Here is a 16,607-nt window from a genome sequence, read left to right as displayed (position 1 = left end):
GCGCGCACGCCGGTTCGAAGGGTTGTGTGTGCCGTAATCGCAGGCGGTGCGGCCCTGCGAAGCCGCCGCCCCGTCGGCGATCCAATCGGACTGCAGCGCATGGCGGATGCGCACCACCTCGACGGCGCGTTCAACCCTGGCCACCCGCAGACCGGCCGAATCTACGGTCGCGCTGCTGAGCGACGACGGGTCAGCCTCATCGGTTCGCTCTCCGGCTACGGCACGCAGGTGACGCGTGGTGTGCCGTCGCATGGCCCGACTGTGGGCCGTGCACGAGGTCATCGCACAACAGGATCGCTGAGGAAGGCTGCTGATGGCGTTCACTTCTGGTGCGGCACTGCCGTTGCTGCTGATGGCGGCCGCACTCGCATCGCTGCCGGGACGAGTGGCCGTGAGCAGGCGGTTGCATGCCCTCGGCCGGACGCGCAACGCACCGGCCGAGACGTCGCGCCGGGTGAACCGGGAGACCGATCCGCTGGCTGTCGCCTCGGTGCTCGACCTGCTGGCCGCCTGCCTGCGTGCTGGGCTTCCCATGGCAGGGGCGGCGCGCGCCGTGGCGCAGGAGGCGCCGGAACCACTCGGCGAAGCACTGCGACGGGCGGCGGACCTGCTCGCGCTCGGCGCCGACGCGGCCACGGCCTGGCACCAAGTGGCGCGGGATGCGAAGGGGCGCCCAAGAGCCGACGAGATCGAGTCGCTGGCCCGGATGGCGCGCCGTTCCGCGCGGTCCGGATCGTCGCTGGCGGCAGCGGTCATGGAACTGGCCGAGCAGCGCAGGGCCGCGGTGGAAGACATCGCGGCCGCGAAGGCGGAACGCGCGGGCGTCCTGATCGGCGGCCCCTTGGGGCTGTGCTTCCTCCCGGCCTTCGTCTGCCTCGGCATAGTGCCGGTGGTCATCGGCTTGGCGGGCCGAGTCCTAGGCGGTGGGCTGCTGTAACCCCGCACGGGGCAGTGGCCACGCCGCCCATGGTGTCCGCACGGAAGCGTTCACGCGGAGTTTTCGCGCAGGTTCGGCGGACCGTGACCGGGCGGCCCGCGCTCGCGGACCCGCCTGGAATCGCATCGGGAGAACGGCGGACGGCCGGGCCCACGTCGTTCACGAGAGCGCGTCAGGTGGATCGCTCGGAGCCCCCGCACCGTCGCTGCCGCCACCGGTCGGGAAGGCCGTCGCGGGGCTGGTCGGTCCGCCTATGGCCCGGCAGCTCGGCGGTGTGCCGCACACTCGGCGCTTCGGTGGCTGCTTTGCGTGCTGAGCCGTATCCAGCGTTCGGTCGCTCATGGAACCCGTCGCTGCCGCTGATCGGCACCCGCCGGCGGTTCGTCGTGGACCGCAGCGAAAGCGACCGTGCTCGGGCGGCAGCGTCGCGCACTGCATCGGAGGAAGCGTGCTCGTGCGGATCGGCCGCACGGGCCGGAAAGGAGGAATCGGGTGCGTATCCAGGGGGTTGTGAGGTCCGTGGGCCGCAGGGTGCGGGCTGTATATATAAGCCTGCGTGCGCGGGCGCTGCGGGCGATGGTCGCGGAGGACGGCATGAGCACGGCGGAGTACGCGATCGGCACGATCGCGGCGGCGGCCTTCGGCGCCGTGCTGTACGGGGTGGTGACGGGCGACAGCATCGTGAACGCGCTGACGAAGATCATCGACCGGGCACTGAACACATCGGTGTAGTTGTCGCCACACCGTGGCTCGGCGACGATCGGGGAGGGGTGACGATCGAGGCCGCGCTCGCCCTGACCTCGGTCGTCGCTACCGTCGTGCTCTGTCTCGGGGCCCTGCTGGCGGCATCGACCCAGGTCCGCTGTGTCGATGCCGCCGGCGAGGCCGCCCGCCTCGCCGCGCGGGGCGACCACGCGAACGCCCGCCCGGCGGCGGAGCGCATCGCCCCGCCGTCGGCCGACATCGCACTCCGCACCGAGGGCACTCGTGTGATCGCCGTGGTTTCCGCGCGGACCCCGCTTCTGCCGCTGCTCACCCTCCGCGCGGAGGCGGTCGCGACCATCGAGCCCGGAGCCACCGAATGAAGGCGGTGCCGATGGTGGTCTGGCTTCTCGCGGGCGGCGGTGCCCGTCACGGTCGGATTCCGGTTCGCGACGCTGCCCGGAGCGAGACATGACAGGGAACGGTGAGCGGGTTCGGATCAGCGAGCGCAGCCCGCGGCGTGTCCCTCGCATGCTGCGGGTTCGGGTAAGCGACGAACAGGGGTTGGCCACCGTTTTCGCTTGCTTGGCGCTCGTGGCCCTCATCGCGGTGACGCTCTTGATCGCGCAGGTGGGGGCCGTGGTGGTGGCGCGGCATCGGGCGCAGGCGGCCGCCGATTCGGCGGCGCTGACCGCGGCGGGAGCTTTGGTCGATGGCGTCGACGTCGCATGTGCTGAGGCGGACGAGGTGGCACGGCGGATGGGTGCGCGAATCCGTGTTTGCGAGGCGGTGGAGTGGGACGCCACGGTGGCTGTGGAAAGGAATGTACCAATAGGTCTGTACGGCGATCGGATCGTTCGGGCGAGCGCACGGGCCGGACCGGTTGAAGAGTGATGGAGTTCGATACACGGTCGGCCCCGCGTCGCTTCCAGTGGCGGAAATCGGAAACTTAACTGGCGGGTTTAAAAGCGGACTCAGGGAAATGCCCGCGTGGACCCGGGATATCTAAAAGGGAGGAATGCGCATGTCCACAAACTATGCAGTGGCAATAGTCTAGTTAACATGAATCTAATCCTCTTTATTCGGCCGGGGTGAAGCGGCGGCATTCCACTGGGAGGTCTCCCAACCCTCCCAGCGTGCGCGCTGGCAAGGTCGACAATTGGTCACATGTCCGACTCTGCGCCGTCACGAATCGAGCGGCGCGTCCGCACCAGCGGACAGTTCGGCGAGTACGGCGGTGAGCAGGCGCGCCGCTGCCGCCTTGTCCAGTGGGTGGTTCCCGTTGCCGCACTTGGGTGATTGGACGCAGGAGGGGCAGCCCGCCGCGCAGCCGCACGACTCGATGGCCGACAAGGTCGCCGTAAGCCACTGGCGCAGTTGGGCGAACCCGCGCTCGGCGAATCCCGCCCCGCCGGCTTGGCCGTCGTAGACGAAGACGGTGGGCAGTCCGGTATCCGGGTGCTCGGCGGTGGAGACACCGCCGATGTCCCACCGGTCGCAGGTCGCCACCAGGGGCAACAGCCCGATCGCCGCGTGCTCGGCCGCGTGCAGCGCCCCGGGGACGTCCTGAGGCGCGATCCCCGCCAGCGCCAGCAATTCCGGTGTCACCGTGTACATGACCGCCTTGGTCGGCAGCGTCTGCGGCGGCAGGTCGAGTTCGACCAGGTCGAGCACTTCGCCGGTGAGCAGCGTGCGCAGATAGCCGATCACCTGGCTGGTGACCCGCACCCGGGCCAGGCCGGCCGTCACGTGACCGTGGGCACGGTGCTCGGTCACCGCGTCGATCACGATCGAGGTCACCTGGCGCGCGCTGGTGGTCCACCCGGGCTCGGCGGTGTGCACGAAGGCCACGCCGTCAACGAGATCCAGCTCGTCGACGACATAGGTCTCGCCCTGGTGCAGGTGCACGGCGCCCGGGTGCAGCGTCGCCCTGGCCCGCCCCGCATCGGCGGTGCCGAGCAGCCTGCCGGTCTCGCCGTCCACGATGGCCACCGGTGCGCCGATTCCGCCCCGGACGTCCACCGCGTCGTGCGGCTGCGTCTCCGCGGTCACGTACCAGCGCGCGCGATCTCCCGTTCCACGCCGCCTGATCAGTCCTTTCACGGTCAGCTCGGCCAGTACTTCGCGGGCGCCCAGTTCGTCCACCTCGGCGTCGGTGAGCGGCAACTCCAGCGCGGCGCACAGTAGTTGCGGACCCAGCACATAGGGGTTGCGCGGGTCGGTGATGGTGGCCTCGACGGGCTTGCCGAGCAGCGCTTCGGGGTGATGGACCAGGTAGGTGTCCAACGGATCGTCCCGCGCCACGAGCAGCACCAGTGACCCTTGGGTGCGCCGTCCCGCCCGCCCGGCCTGCTGCCAGAACGACGCGACCGTTCCGGGAAAACCCGAGATGACCACGGCATCCAGTCCCGCGATGTCGACGCCGAGTTCCAGGGCGCTGGTCGTCGCGGCGCCGAGCAGCGATCCGTCCGACAAGGCGGCTTCCAGCTCACGCCGATCCTCCGCGAGATAACCCGCCCGGTAGGACGCCACGCGTGCGGCGAGGTCCGGATCGACCTCGCCCAAGAGCCTTTTGGCATCCATCGCGGTCAGCTCCGCGGCTCGGCGGGAGCGCACGAAGGTCAAGGTCCGCGCGCCTTCGGCCACCAGATCCGCCATGATCCGCGCCGCCTCCGCGGTGGCGGACCTGCGTACCGGCGCACCGTTCTCGCCGGTCACGGCGGTGAGCAACGGTGGCTCCCAGAGCGCGATCGTCCGCGGTCCCTGCGGCGATCCGTCGCGAGTGACCGCGGTGCACGGCGCGCCGATCAGGCGCGACGCGGCCTCCGCCGGTTCGGCGGAGGTCGCCGAGCAGAGCACGAACACGGGATCGGCGCCGTATCGTGCGGCGATCCGCCGCAGCCTGCGCAACACCAGCGCGACGTGCGAGCCGAAAACACCGCGATAGGCGTGGCATTCGTCGACCACCACGTAACGCAGCCTGCGCAGCACCCGCGCCCAGCGCTGGTGCGATCGAAGTATGCCGAGGTGGAGCATGTCCGGATTGGTGAAGATCCAGCGCGCGTTGGCGCGTACCCACTGCCGGATCTCGGCAGGCGTATCGCCGTCGTAAGTGGCCGGATGTATATCGCGCAACGGACCTTCGTGGGTGAGCTCGCCGACCGCGCGCAGCTGATCGGCGCCGAGCGCCTTCGTCGGCGACAGATACAACGCGGTGGCCTTCGGATCGGCTTGCAGCGTCGTGAGCACCGGAAGCTGATAGCCGAGCGATTTGCCCGAGGCGGTCCCGGTGCTCACGACGACGTGCCGTCCGCGGAACGCCTGCTCCGCGGTGTCCACCTGATGCCGCCATGGCGCCGCCACGCCCGTCTCACGCAATGCCGCAATCACTTCCGGCGATGCCCAGACGGGCCATTCGGAGTGTTCGGCGGCTCGTGCGGGCAACTCGGCCACATGCGTGAGCCGGGGGTCGCCATCGAGGCCTCCGGCTAGGACACGATTCAGCAACGATGTCCCGTAGCCGAGCTCGGTTCCCGGCCGTCCGCGCAGCGCGAAGTCGGGCGGATTCACGATCGGAACCCCGCAACACGCTCGGGGAGTGTGAAACGTGTGTGTCCGGGAACCTCCACCTGCCTTTTCGATACCAAATAGCGACCTGGGTCACAGCTTCTTTGCTGAACGTCGACTCGGTTATCACCAGGCAAACGAACCCCAAGTCTGGATTCCGCCATTGTGTCCCTCACCTGCGCATTCGCAAGATCAACTTTTTTGCAAATTGTCGGTAACTCGACTGTTGAATTGCCCGAAGACATGGTTCACTGGTTCCTGGTCGCAAGCTTCTGTGTTCGAGGGACGGATCCAAAGTCCAAACCGTCAGCAGGATCGATGTTGCGAACGGTGTGCTTGGTGCTTTCCTGCAGGGGGAACCAACAGTACAGCGGTCACAACGGACCCGGTGGACGAACCCAGTTGTCCGCCGTTCCGGTAAGAAAAGAGAAGGAACAGAATGGCACAGGGAACTGTGAAGTGGTTCAACGCGGAGAAGGGGTTCGGCTTCATCGCGCCGGAGGACGGCTCCGCTGACGTCTTCGTCCACTACTCCGAGATCCAGGGTTCGGGTTTCCGCACCCTCGAGGAGAACCAGAAGGTCGAGTTCGAGGTCGGCCAGGGCACCAAGGGCCCGCAGGCCACCGGAGTGCGTGCGCTCAGCTGAGCGGCGCAAGGATCCACAGCTCGTCCCTCACCACCGGCAACGGGGTGAGGGACGAGCTATATCTGGGGTAGTCACGGCCCGTGTGCGCCGGCGGAAGGGGCCGCCGAGCATGCCGCGGCGCAGGTGTGGCGAAACGGCAAGGCATACTGATTCGAACTCACGGGCGTACGCTCGGTGGTTCGAGTCGCAAGCACTCGACCACACGCGGCGTCACGGTATAAACGTGTCTGGTGCGATGTTCAGCCGTCGCAGCCGCTCACCCCAGCCGCGCGCAGCGGGAAAAGACGCAGCGCGGGTCGATCAGGAAAGGTGTATTCGCCGGTGGCAACACGAGACCTCGGTGCAGCCGACCAGGGCCGTCCCCTGCGTCGTCTCGTGATCGTCGAGTCCCCGACCAAGGCCCGCAAGATCGCGCCGTACCTCGGTCGTAACTACACGGTCGAGGCGTCGGTCGGCCATATCCGGGATCTGCCGCGTGGTGCGGCCGATGTCCCGGCCAAGTACAAGGGCCAGTCCTGGGCGCGTCTCGGCGTGGACGTCGACAACGACTTCGAACCCATCTACGTCGTGAGCCCGGACAAGAAGGCCAAGGTCACCGAGCTCAAGAGTCTGCTGAAGGACGCCGACGAGCTCTACCTGGCCACCGACCCCGACCGCGAGGGCGAGGCGATCGCCTGGCACCTGCTGGAGACGCTCAAACCCAAGGTGCCGGTCCGGCGGATGGTTTTCCACGAGATCACCGAACCCGCCATCCAAGCCGCCGCCGCGGACACCCGTGACCTCGACAACGATCTGGTCGACGCCCAGGAGACCCGCCGCATCCTGGACCGGCTCTACGGCTACGAGGTCAGTCCCGTGCTGTGGAAGAAGGTCATGCCGCGGCTGTCGGCCGGTCGCGTGCAGTCGGTGGCCACCCGGGTGATCGTGCAGCGTGAACGCGAGCGGATGTCGTTCCGTTCGGCCGAGTACTGGGACATCGCCGCCAAGCTCGACGCGGGCAACGGCCAGGCGAGCGACGCCACCAACCCGAGAACCTTCGGCGCGCGACTGGTCACCGTCGACGGCGCACGGGTCGCCACCGGACGCGATTTCGGATCGGACGGACGGCTCAAGTCCACCAACGGCGTCGTCGTGCTGGACGAGGGCTACGCGCGGCGGCTGGCCGAGGCGCTGGACGGCGCCGACCTGGTGGTCTCCTCGGCGGAGGCCAAGCCGTACACCCGCAAGCCCTATCCGCCGTTCATGACCTCGACGTTGCAGCAGGAGGCGGGGCGCAAACTCCGTTTCACCTCCGAGCGGACCATGCGGGTGGCGCAGCGACTGTACGAGAACGGCTATATCACCTATATGCGCACCGACTCGACGACGCTGTCGGAGTCGGCCATCGCGGCGGCGCGCGCGCAGGCGACCCAGCTCTACGGCTCGGAGTACGTGCACCCGACCGCGCGGCAATACAACCGCAAGGTGAAGAACGCGCAGGAGGCGCACGAGGCCATCCGCCCAGCGGGCGACACCTTCGCCACGCCCGGCCAACTGCACGCGCGGTTGGACAACGACGAGTTCCGCCTCTACGAACTCATCTGGCAGCGCACGGTCGCCTCCCAGATGGCCGACGCCAGGGGCACCACGCTGACGTTGCGCATAACCGGCGTCGCTGGCACCGGCGAAGAGTGCGTGTTCTCCGCTTCCGGCCGCACCATCACGTTCCCCGGCTTCCTGAAGGCCTATGTGGAGAGCGTCGACGAGGAGGCGGGCGGCCAGTCCGACGACGCCGAGTCCAGGCTGCCCGCACTCGAGGAAGGCCAGGCGGTCACCGCGGTCGAGCTGAATCCCGATGGGCACAGCACGAATCCGCCCGCGCGCTACACCGAGGCGTCGCTGATCAAGACGCTCGAAGAGCTCGGCATCGGCCGCCCGTCGACGTATTCGTCGATCATCAAGACGATCCTCGATCGCGGCTACGTCTACAAGCGCGGCAGCGCACTGGTGCCGTCGTGGGTGGCGTTCGCGGTGATTGGCCTGCTCGAAGAGCATTTCGGCCGACTGGTCGATTTCGACTTCACCGCCGCCATGGAGGACGACCTCGACGCCATCGCCGGCGGCCGCGAGCAGCGCGGAAACTGGTTGTCCAGCTTCTACTTCGGCGGCGATCACGGCGTGGAGGGTTCGGTCGCGCGGTCCGGCGGTCTGAAGAAGATGGTGGGGGAGCGGCTCGATGACATCGACGCCCGCGAGATCAACTCCATCAAGCTGTTCAGCGATGCCGCCGATCGAGACGTCGTCGTCCGGGTCGGCAAGTATGGGCCCTATCTGGAGCGGATGGTCACCGATCCCGATGACCCCGAAGGCAATGCGGTGTCTCAGCGGGCCAATCTCCCCGACGATCTCCCGCCGGACGAGCTGACCCCTGAGGTCGCCGAAAAGCTGTTCGCCACTCCGCAGGAGGGCCGTTCGCTCGGCGTCGATCCCGAGTCCGGGCACGAAATCGTCGCCAAGGAAGGACGTTTCGGTCCGTACGTCACCGAGGTCCTGCCCGAACCGCAGGCCGAGGAGGGACAAGAGCCCGCCAAGAAGACCGCGAAGAAGGCCGCGGCGCCCAAGCCGCGCACCGGTTCGCTGTTCAAGTCCATGGATCTGGCCACCATCACACTCGACGACGCGCTGAAGTTGCTGTCGTTGCCGCGTGTGGTCGGCACCGACCCGGCCAGCGGCGAGGAAATCACCGCGCAGAACGGACGTTACGGGCCGTACCTGAAGAAGGGCACCGACTCGCGTTCGCTGAACACCGAGGATCAGATCTTCACCGTCACGCTGGACGAGGCGCTGAAGATCTACGCCGAGCCGAAGCGCCGTGGACGGCAGGCATCGAGCGCCGCTCCGCTGCGGGAACTCGGAAACGACTCCGCCACCGGCAAGCCGATGGTGATCAAGGACGGCCGCTTCGGCCCGTACGTCACCGACGGCGAGACCAACGCGACACTGCGCAAGGGTGACGAGATCGAATCGATCACCCCGGAGCGGGCGATGGAACTGCTCGCCGACCGGCGTGCGCGCGGACCGGTGAAGAAGACCGCGAAGAAGGCCGCGGCGAAGAAGGCGCCCGCCAAGAAGACCGCGGCGAAGAAGACCGCCGCCAAGAAGGCGACCACCACCAAGACGGTGGCCAAGAAGACCACGGCGCAGAAGGCGGCGGCGAAGAAGACCGGCGTCGGGAAGTCGTGAGTTCCCGGCTCGTGACCACAGCCGTAGCCTGAGCGCCATGAGTACCGAACAGGAGCGCGAGGATCTGATCGCGATGCTCGCCGACCAGCGCGAGCTTTTCCGGATCACGCTGCGCGGCATCGATGACGAGCAGGCGCGGCGGCGGACCACGGTCAGCGAGCTGACCCTCGGCGGGCTGTTGCACCACTTGGTCAGCTGCGAACGGCACTGGACCTCGGTGATCGTGCGACGGGACGAGAACGCGCAGCTGGATGTCTCGAAGTTCGGCGGCGAGTACGTCATGGCGGAAGCGGAGACCGTGACCGGCCTGCTGGCCAGCTGGGACGAGGTGGCGGCGGAGACGGCCGAGCTGATCCGTTCGGTGGACAGTCTCGACACCTCGATTCCCACGCCCACGGCGCCGTGGGCTCCGGAGCGGATCTGGCAGTCGGTGCGCTACACGGTGCTGCACATCTTGCGGGAGATCGCGCATCACTCCGGGCACGCCGACATCATCCGGGAGGAGCTGGACGGGGCGAACAGCACGCAGCAGCGCGCCTCCTAGTTCCGGAACAGGGCTTGCGGCCGCATGGGCCGACAAGTAGGTAGCGGTCCGACTCAGCCCGCTCCCGCCGAGCTGCGTGTGCACGGCTCAGTCGGACAGCGTGTGACCGGCCGAGCGGTGCGTGGCGGAGTCGGGTGGTGTGGGCTGGCCGGGCCGTGCGGGGGCGAGCCGGACGGTGTGTCCGGGCCTGGTGTATGTGGGCCGTCGACGGTGGCGAGCGTGGTGTCCGAGACCGTCCGGGATCTGTCGGGAGGGGCGGCTAGGGTGTACGACGTGGCGGGAGTCTTCGATCGGTTGGTCGGCCAGGAGGCGGTCGAGTCCGAGTTGACGGCTGCCGCGGTCGCTGCGCGCGGGGGCGTGGTCGAGGGCGCGATGACGCACTCCTGGTTGTTCACCGGCCCGCCCGGATCGGGCAGATCCGTTGCCGCGCTGTGTTTCGCGGCGGCGCTGCAGTGCACGGATCCGGCGACGCCCGGGTGCGGTAGGTGTCACGCCTGCACCACGACTATGGCGGGCACGCACGGCGACGTTCGCCGGGTGGTGCCGGAGGGGCTGAGCATCAGTACCAAGGAGATGCGCGAGATCGTGCAGGTGGCCTCGCGCAGGCCCAGCACGGGGCGCTGGCAGGTGGTGGTCATCGAGGATGCCGACCGCTTGACCGAGGCGGCGGGCAACGTGCTGCTCAAGGTCGTCGAGGAGCCGCCGGACCGGACGGTGTTCCTGCTCTGTGCACCCTCGGTGGACCCGGAGGACATCTCGATCACGTTGCGTTCCCGCTGCCGCCACGTGCATCTGGTGACGCCATCGGTGCCCGCCATCGCGCGAGTGCTCCGCGAGCGCGACAACCTCGACGAGAAGACCGCTACCTGGGCCGCGTCCATCAGCGGCGGACATGTCGGCCGTGCCCGCAGGCTCGCCACCGACGAGGAGGCACGCGCCCGCCGTCAGCGTGCCCTGGCCTTGGTCACCGCGGCCGGGAAGCCCGGTGCGGCCTATGCCGCCGCCGACGAACTGGTGCGCGCGGCCGACGACGAGGCCAAGCAGATGAGCGCGGCCCGCGACGAACGCGAGCGCGAGGAACTCGCGACCGCGCTGGGCGCGGGCGGCACCGGCAAGGGCGCGGCGAGCGCCACCCGCGGTTCCGCGGGCGTACTCAAGGATCTCGAGCGGCGGCAGAAGTCCCGCGCGACCCGCACCGGCCGTGACGCCCTCGATCGTGCCCTGATCGATGTCGCGGGCGTCTATCGGGACGCGCTGGCCGTGCGGTTCGGGGCCACCCGGCTCGGCTCCGGCGTCGCGCTCACCCACCCCGACCTGTCCGACGAGATTCACGATCTGGCCGACCGCGTGCGCCCGGAGGGCCTGCTGAAGTCCATCGAGGCCGTTCTGGCCTGCCGCACCGCGCTCGACCAGAACGTCAAACCCCGTTTCGCCCTCGCGGCCATGGCCGCCGCGCTCATCGCGGCCCGCGCCCAGTGACCGTGACCACCCGTTTTCGCGATCGGGCCCGCGAGACGATAGACTTCCCTGGCCGAAAGGCACGCCGCCTTAGCTCAGTCGGTAGAGCGCTTCACTCGTAATGAAAAGGTCGGGGGTTCGATTCCCCCAGGCGGCTCCATAATTCCTGGTACAAGACGTTTTCTTCGCTTGCGGGATCAACCCTGACTGCCTCGACCCGAATGGTAGTGCCGCAGCCAACACGGCCTCGTTGCCCGAGAACCGTTGTGGTCCTGGTTCGGTCGTCGCCGTACGTCGAGCTTCTGCGCAGTGCGGGGTGAGGAAGCAGCCACCTGCTGCGGGTACCGGGCAGCCGCCGAATAACCTCGGGTACACCGACGATACCGCCTGACTATCGAGCCTCGGCCTGGCTGAATCGATTAGTGTGGAGCTACCTGCTCGCGGGTGCAACTGCAAGCGAGTACGCCGTTAGCCAGACAAGTGGTCACGGGACGGCATCATGGATGACACGTCAGTGAATGGCGGGGACACCGCCCGGGGGTCGGGGCCAGCCGAGGTGTTCGGGCGCTATCGGCTGTTATCGCTGCTGGGTCAGGGCGGCATGGGTCAGGTGTGGCGGGCGCATGATTCGCTGACCAATCGGGTGGTGGCGCTGAAGGTGTTGCCCGAGCGCTTCGCCGATGACGAGCAGCTGCGCGAGCGGTTCCGCCGGGAGTGCCGGGCGGTGGCGCAGTTGACCGAGCCGCATGTGATACCCATCCACGACTTCGGCGATATCGACGGTCGGCTCTATCTGAATATGCGCCTGATCGAGGGCACCGACCTGCGCACGTTGATCGCGCGGGAAGGCGCCTTGTCGCCGCGGCGGGCAGTGGCGATCATCGTCCAGGTGGCCGGTGCGCTGCAGGCGGCTCACGACGCCGGGCTGGTCCACCGCGATGTCAAACCCACCAATATCCTGCTCGGGACCGATGAGTTCGCCTCCCTGATCGACTTCGGGATCGCCCACGCCGCCGATGACCGTACGCTGACCGCGACCGGCGAGACCATCGGCACCCTCGCCTACATGGCGCCGGAGGAGATCGATGCCCAGGTCAAGGCCGACGCCCGAGTGGACGTGTACGCGTTGACGTGCGTGTTGTTCGAATGCCTGACCGGCAGGCCGCCGTTCGCGAGCGAATTCGGGATGCAGGGTGTGATCGCCCATCACCTGCACAGCCCGCCGCCGCGTCCCAGCGCCACCACACCCGACGTACCGACTGCGTTCGATGCGGTCATCGCGAAGGGGATGGCCAAGAACCCCCGCGATCGTTACCAGACTGTGCGTGAACTGGCCGCGGCCGCCCGCGCCGCGCTGGGCGATTCGCTTGTCAGTCCCACCGTGGGCGTGGCTACGCGCGATGGGCGGCGAATCAGGTTGTCGCGCCAGACCGCCGGACTGCTCGCGGTCGCGGTCGCCGTGGTGGTGGCCGCCGTAGCTGTCGTCGTCGGTGTCCAACGGGGATCAGGCGGCGGTGGCAACTCGCCCACACCTATCGCCCCGGGCTATTCAGCACAGACTGTGCTGCCGTTCACCGGCGTCAGCCTGCCTACCGGTGTGGCGGTCGACCCGGCGGGCAACGTATACGTCACCGACATGGGTAGCGATCGGGTGCTGAAATTGGCGGTGGGCGCGTCGACGCCGACCCCGCTGCCCATCACCGGCCTGAAGAATCCCCAGGATGTGGCGGTCGACCCGGCGGGCAATGTATACGTCAGCGACACGAGTAACGATCGGGTGCTGAAATTGGCGGTGGGCGCGTCGACACCTGCCCCGCTGCCGTTCACCGGGCTGAAGGATCCCCATGGTGTGGCGGTCGACAACGCTGGCGACGTATACGTCGCCGACCGGGGGAATGATCGGGTGCTGAAATTGGCGGCGGGCGCGGCGGCGCCGACGACGCTGCCGTTGACGGGGCTCCAAGGTCCCGATGGTGTGGCGGTCGACCCGGCGGGCAACCTATACGTCACCGAATTGGGTACCGAGCAGGTGAGGATGTTGGCCGCGGGCGCGTCGGCACCGACCATGTTGCCATTCACCGGTCTCAAAGATCCCCAGGGCTTGGCGGTCGACACGGCGGGAGATGTGTACGTCGTGGACTGGGGTAACAAATGGGTGGTGAGGTTGGCGGCCGGCGCGTCGACGCCCACCCCACTGCCGTTCACCGGCTTGAAGAATCCCCAGGGCGTGGCGGTCGACTCGGCGGGCAACGTATACATCACCGATCTGGGCCTCGATCCGGTGGTGAAACTTCAGGCCGGCTGACCCCCAGACCGTCCAACGCGGATTCCACCAACCAGAAGCCGAAGCGCCTCACTCCTTCGACGACCCCGCCGGACAGGACCGACGCCGTCGCAGAACCCGGTATCTAGTCGACAAGGAGCTTGGCGGGCATGGAGCGGTAGGCGTGCAGATTCCGCAAGGGATGGGGGACCGGCGGGCCGTCCAGGCTCAAATTCGGGTACCTCTCGAAAAGGGTTCGCAGCGCGACGGCGCCTTCCAGCCGGGCCAGCCTGGCTCCCAGGCAGCCGTGTATCCCGCTGCTGAACGCGAGATGTTCCGTGGCGTTGTCCCTGGTCACGTCGAATTGCTGGGGATCTGGGAAGACCGCGGGGTCGTTGTTGGCGCCGGCCAACGACAGCAGGACCAGGGAACCCGATTTGATGCGCTCACCGGCGATGTCGACGTCGCAGTTCGCAACCCGGCCGGTCATCCGCACGGGACCGTCGTAGCGCAGGATTTCCTCGACTGCGTTAGGCCACAAGTCCGGCTGCGCGATGAGCGATTCCAGCTGGTCTGGATGGCCTGTCAGTAGGACGATTCCGTTGCCGAGCATATTCACTGTCGTCAAGAAGCCGGCGTCCAGCAGCAGGGCCGCGTTGGCCACCTGCTCGCGACGGGTGGTTTCGCCGTCTGTCGCCAGCATGCTGAGTACGTCGTTGTTCGGTTCGGCGGCGAGTTCGTCGAGGTAGTGGTCGAAGTACTGATTGACCTCGACCAAGTCTTCGATGGCGTGGCGGTAGGTGTTCCAGCTCAGGCCACGTTCGAGCAGTGGCGCACCCGTGTCTCCCCATTTCAGCAGGGTCGGATGCATGTCGGCGGGCAATCCGAGGATCTCGGCGATGACCGTGACGGGCAGCTGTGCGGAAAAGTCCTCGATCAGATCAGGGTGAGGCTTCGATTCCAGGCGATCGAGTAAGTCGTTGGTCGCTTCGGTGACTCGTCCCTCCAGCGCCGCGATCGCCTTCGGGCCGAATGCGTGCCGGACCAGGCGTCGGTACCGGGTGTGATCCGGCGGATCGGTCACGAGCATCGAAGGCGGCTCCCCGAGGTTGGGAAGCCCCAGATCCGTTTTGTCCAGCGCCCGGCGGATCGGCTTCGGCAGGGCTGGATGGAATGGGGTGACCACACCGAAGCGTCGATCGCGCAAGATGAGGCGGCACAGTTCGTAGTCTGCCGTCACGTGTACGCCCGACATGCTGGGAATACGGCCGCGCCGCCGGATCTCCTCGATATATGGCGATGAGCCGAGCAAGCGATCCTGGCCGACAGCGATTTGCCCGAGCGGGTCACCCCGGCGTGCCGCCCATCGGAGATAGGTCCGTAACAGGCCATGAGTGAGTAGCCACCGAATCCAGGCGCGAGTCAACATCGCCACCTCCTCACTCCCGACCCACTCCTCATGATAAAGAGTAGCTATTACATTGCTGAACTATTAGCGTTAACGGATGTCGCCGACTAGGCGGTGCCGATGAGCTGGGCCAGGAACGTACTGCGCATGGTCGTCCATGCGGATGCTGAAGTGTTGTGGAGCGACGTTCGGATCGAACGAGGGGCACGATGGACCGGCGTGGTTTCGTCAAGAGTGCCGGCTTGGCCGCGACGATGCTCGGTGTCGCCGGTGCGAGCACGGCCGCGTCTGCGGCGTGGGCCGACGATTTCAGCCCGAGCCCGAGAACATCGATGTACCGCATGTTGGTGCCGGAGATCTTCGCGCCGCTGCCGGATCCCGCCGACCATGTACCCGCGATCGTCATCGGATCGGGGTTCGGGGCGTCGGTCACCGCGCTGCGTCTGGCGCAGTCCGGGATCGAGGTCGCGGTGCTCGAGCGCGGGTCGCGCTGGCCGAACGATCCGTGGCGTGACATCTTCGCCACCGACACGATTCCCGATGGCCGCGGCTTCTGGCATCGCACGACTTTTACCGGGGTGAACCGAATCCCACTGCAGATCGATCCGTTCGGTGGGGTCCTCGATGTCACGAATTACCCGGGCATCGACGTGTGGCGCGGTGCGTGTGTGGGCGGTGGCTCGGTGGTGTTCACCGGGGTGATGATCGAGCCGGAGCAGCGATTCTTCGACCATGTGTTCCGCGGCGTGGTCGACTATCGCGAGATGCACGACGTCTATTACCCCAAGGTCCGAGAAGTATTGCGGCCCAGCGTGATACCCGACGATGTCTACAACTCTTTCGCGTTCGTGCACTCGCGGGCCTGGGACGAACAGGTCCGCGTGGCCGGTTATACGCCGCAACGCATCGACGGCACCTGGAATTGGGATGTCATCCGCGCCGAACTGGCCGGGCGATCGAGGCCGTCGGCGACGGTCGGCTGCTCGAACCTGGGCAACTCCAACGGCGCGAAATTCGATCTGAACCAGAATTACCTGCGCTACGCCGAGGGCACCGGCCGTGCCCGGATCTACCCCGGCCATCGCGTGGATGCCATCGCCGAGGAACCGGGAGCGTCGGGTCGCTATAGCGTCGCGGTGACCAAACTGGACCCGACCGGTGAAGTGCTCCGCACCCGGACGCTGACCTGCGACATGCTGTTCCTGGCCGCGGGCTCCATCGGCACCTCCGAACTGCTGGTGCGTGCGCGGGAAACCGGCGCGCTGCCGAACCTGAACGAGCACGTCGGGGAAGGCTGGGGCAGCAACGGCGATGTCGCCTTGGCGCGGCCGCTCAGCACGCTCGAGGTGGGCACGCAGGGCACACCGTCGGCGAGCCGAATTCTGGATGAGGCGGGCACACCCGTGTCGCTGGAGAACTGGTACATCCCCGGCACGACGCCCTTCGACACCACCCTTCTCGCATCGTTGGGCATCGTGCTCGACGACACCCGCGGCCGGTTCGTCTGCGACCCGGCCGACGGGCGCGTGGATCTGCGGTGGCCGGCCGACGGCGCTGCCGGCTATCTCGCGCGAGCGAGGGAAGTCAACAACAACGCGGCCTGCAACTGTCAGCCCATCTCTCGACCCGCCTTCGACGCGGACGCCTCGTTCACCTCCCATCCGTTGGGCGGAGCGGTGATCGGGCGCGCAACGGACGGATACGGCCGGGTGCGTGGCTATCGGAACCTGTACGTAATGGACGGAGCAGCAGTGCCGGGTAGCACCGGAACGGTGAATCCTTCATTGACGATCAGCGCGCTGGCTGAGCGCAATATCGAAGAGATCATTCGTTCCGGGGGGTAAAGGGCGAGCGCGCCTA

Annotated in this window: 12 protein-coding genes and 1 tRNA gene; 11 read left to right on the top strand and 2 right to left on the bottom strand. The window is 67.6% G+C overall.

Features of this window, described 5'->3' with window-relative positions; all coding sequences use genetic code 11:
- Positions 1-313: 313 nt before the first annotated feature.
- The 4 genes from ACIA5H_RS07175 to ACIA5H_RS07160 all read left to right on the top strand — a co-directional run bounded on the left by ACIA5H_RS07175 (position 314) and on the right by ACIA5H_RS07160 (position 2,533).
- A complete protein-coding gene (locus tag ACIA5H_RS07175) occupies positions 314-937 on the top strand; it encodes a type II secretion system F family protein (protein ID WP_379250177.1) in 624 nt (207 codons plus the stop codon).
- A gap of 546 nt (positions 938-1,483) precedes the next feature.
- Positions 1,484-1,669 carry a DUF4244 domain-containing protein gene (locus ACIA5H_RS07170; protein WP_355079276.1) on the top strand — a complete coding sequence of 62 codons (186 nt, stop codon included), beginning with the start codon at positions 1,484-1,486 and terminating at the stop codon, positions 1,667-1,669.
- Between the two features lie 38 nt (positions 1,670-1,707).
- Positions 1,708-2,022 carry a TadE family type IV pilus minor pilin gene (locus ACIA5H_RS07165; protein ID WP_379250179.1) on the top strand — a complete coding sequence of 105 codons (315 nt, stop codon included), beginning with the start codon at positions 1,708-1,710 and terminating at the stop codon, positions 2,020-2,022.
- 88 nt (positions 2,023-2,110) lie between these two features.
- The gene (locus ACIA5H_RS07160; RefSeq protein WP_397074481.1) at positions 2,111-2,533 is read left to right on the top strand and encodes an Rv3654c family TadE-like protein; all 423 of its coding nucleotides are present in this window, start codon (positions 2,111-2,113) and stop codon (positions 2,531-2,533) included.
- A gap of 291 nt (positions 2,534-2,824) precedes the next feature.
- Here the strand turns inward: ACIA5H_RS07160 and ACIA5H_RS07155 are convergent, their stop codons facing one another.
- Entirely contained in the window at positions 2,825-5,146 is a 2,322-nt protein-coding gene (locus ACIA5H_RS07155; protein WP_397074526.1) for a DEAD/DEAH box helicase, read from the bottom strand.
- A gap of 499 nt (positions 5,147-5,645) precedes the next feature.
- Between ACIA5H_RS07155 and ACIA5H_RS07150 the strand changes: the two genes are divergently transcribed.
- The 6 genes from ACIA5H_RS07150 to ACIA5H_RS07125 all read left to right on the top strand — a co-directional run bounded on the left by ACIA5H_RS07150 (position 5,646) and on the right by ACIA5H_RS07125 (position 13,381).
- Positions 5,646-5,852: a cold-shock protein gene (locus ACIA5H_RS07150; RefSeq protein ID WP_011206895.1), complete on the top strand. Its 207-nt coding sequence runs from the start codon at positions 5,646-5,648 to the stop codon at positions 5,850-5,852.
- Between the two features lie 375 nt (positions 5,853-6,227).
- Positions 6,228-9,074 (top strand): type I DNA topoisomerase, encoded by a 2,847-nt coding sequence (gene topA / locus ACIA5H_RS07145; RefSeq protein WP_379250818.1) that lies wholly within the window; start codon positions 6,228-6,230, stop codon positions 9,072-9,074.
- Between the two features lie 37 nt (positions 9,075-9,111).
- The gene (locus ACIA5H_RS07140) at positions 9,112-9,618 is read left to right on the top strand and encodes a DUF664 domain-containing protein (RefSeq protein ID WP_397074479.1); all 507 of its coding nucleotides are present in this window, start codon (positions 9,112-9,114) and stop codon (positions 9,616-9,618) included.
- 273 nt (positions 9,619-9,891) lie between these two features.
- A complete protein-coding gene (locus tag ACIA5H_RS07135) occupies positions 9,892-11,097 on the top strand; it encodes a DNA polymerase III subunit delta' (RefSeq protein WP_364438381.1) in 1,206 nt (401 codons plus the stop codon).
- Positions 11,098-11,160: 63 nt separating this feature from the next.
- Positions 11,161-11,236, top strand: a tRNA-Thr gene (locus tag ACIA5H_RS07130).
- 339 nt (positions 11,237-11,575) lie between these two features.
- Complete coding sequence (locus tag ACIA5H_RS07125) at positions 11,576-13,381, top strand: serine/threonine-protein kinase PknD (RefSeq protein WP_397074477.1); 1,806 nt, start codon at positions 11,576-11,578, stop codon at positions 13,379-13,381.
- Between the two features lie 103 nt (positions 13,382-13,484).
- Here the strand turns inward: ACIA5H_RS07125 and ACIA5H_RS07120 are convergent, their stop codons facing one another.
- Entirely contained in the window at positions 13,485-14,768 is a 1,284-nt protein-coding gene (locus tag ACIA5H_RS07120; RefSeq protein WP_397074475.1) for a cytochrome P450, read from the bottom strand.
- 188 nt (positions 14,769-14,956) lie between these two features.
- Here ACIA5H_RS07120 and ACIA5H_RS07115 point away from each other — a divergent pair, with 188 nt between their 5' ends.
- Entirely contained in the window at positions 14,957-16,591 is a 1,635-nt protein-coding gene (locus ACIA5H_RS07115; protein ID WP_379250189.1) for a GMC oxidoreductase, read from the top strand.
- The last annotated feature ends 16 nt before the right edge of the window (positions 16,592-16,607 follow it).

Origin of the sequence: Nocardia sp. NPDC051900 (assembly GCF_044452545.1) — a bacterium.
GTDB lineage: Bacteria > Actinomycetota > Actinomycetes > Mycobacteriales > Mycobacteriaceae > Nocardia > Nocardia sichangensis.
Note: the sequence above shows the minus strand (reverse complement) of the source record. Positions and strands in the feature narration are given on the sequence as shown.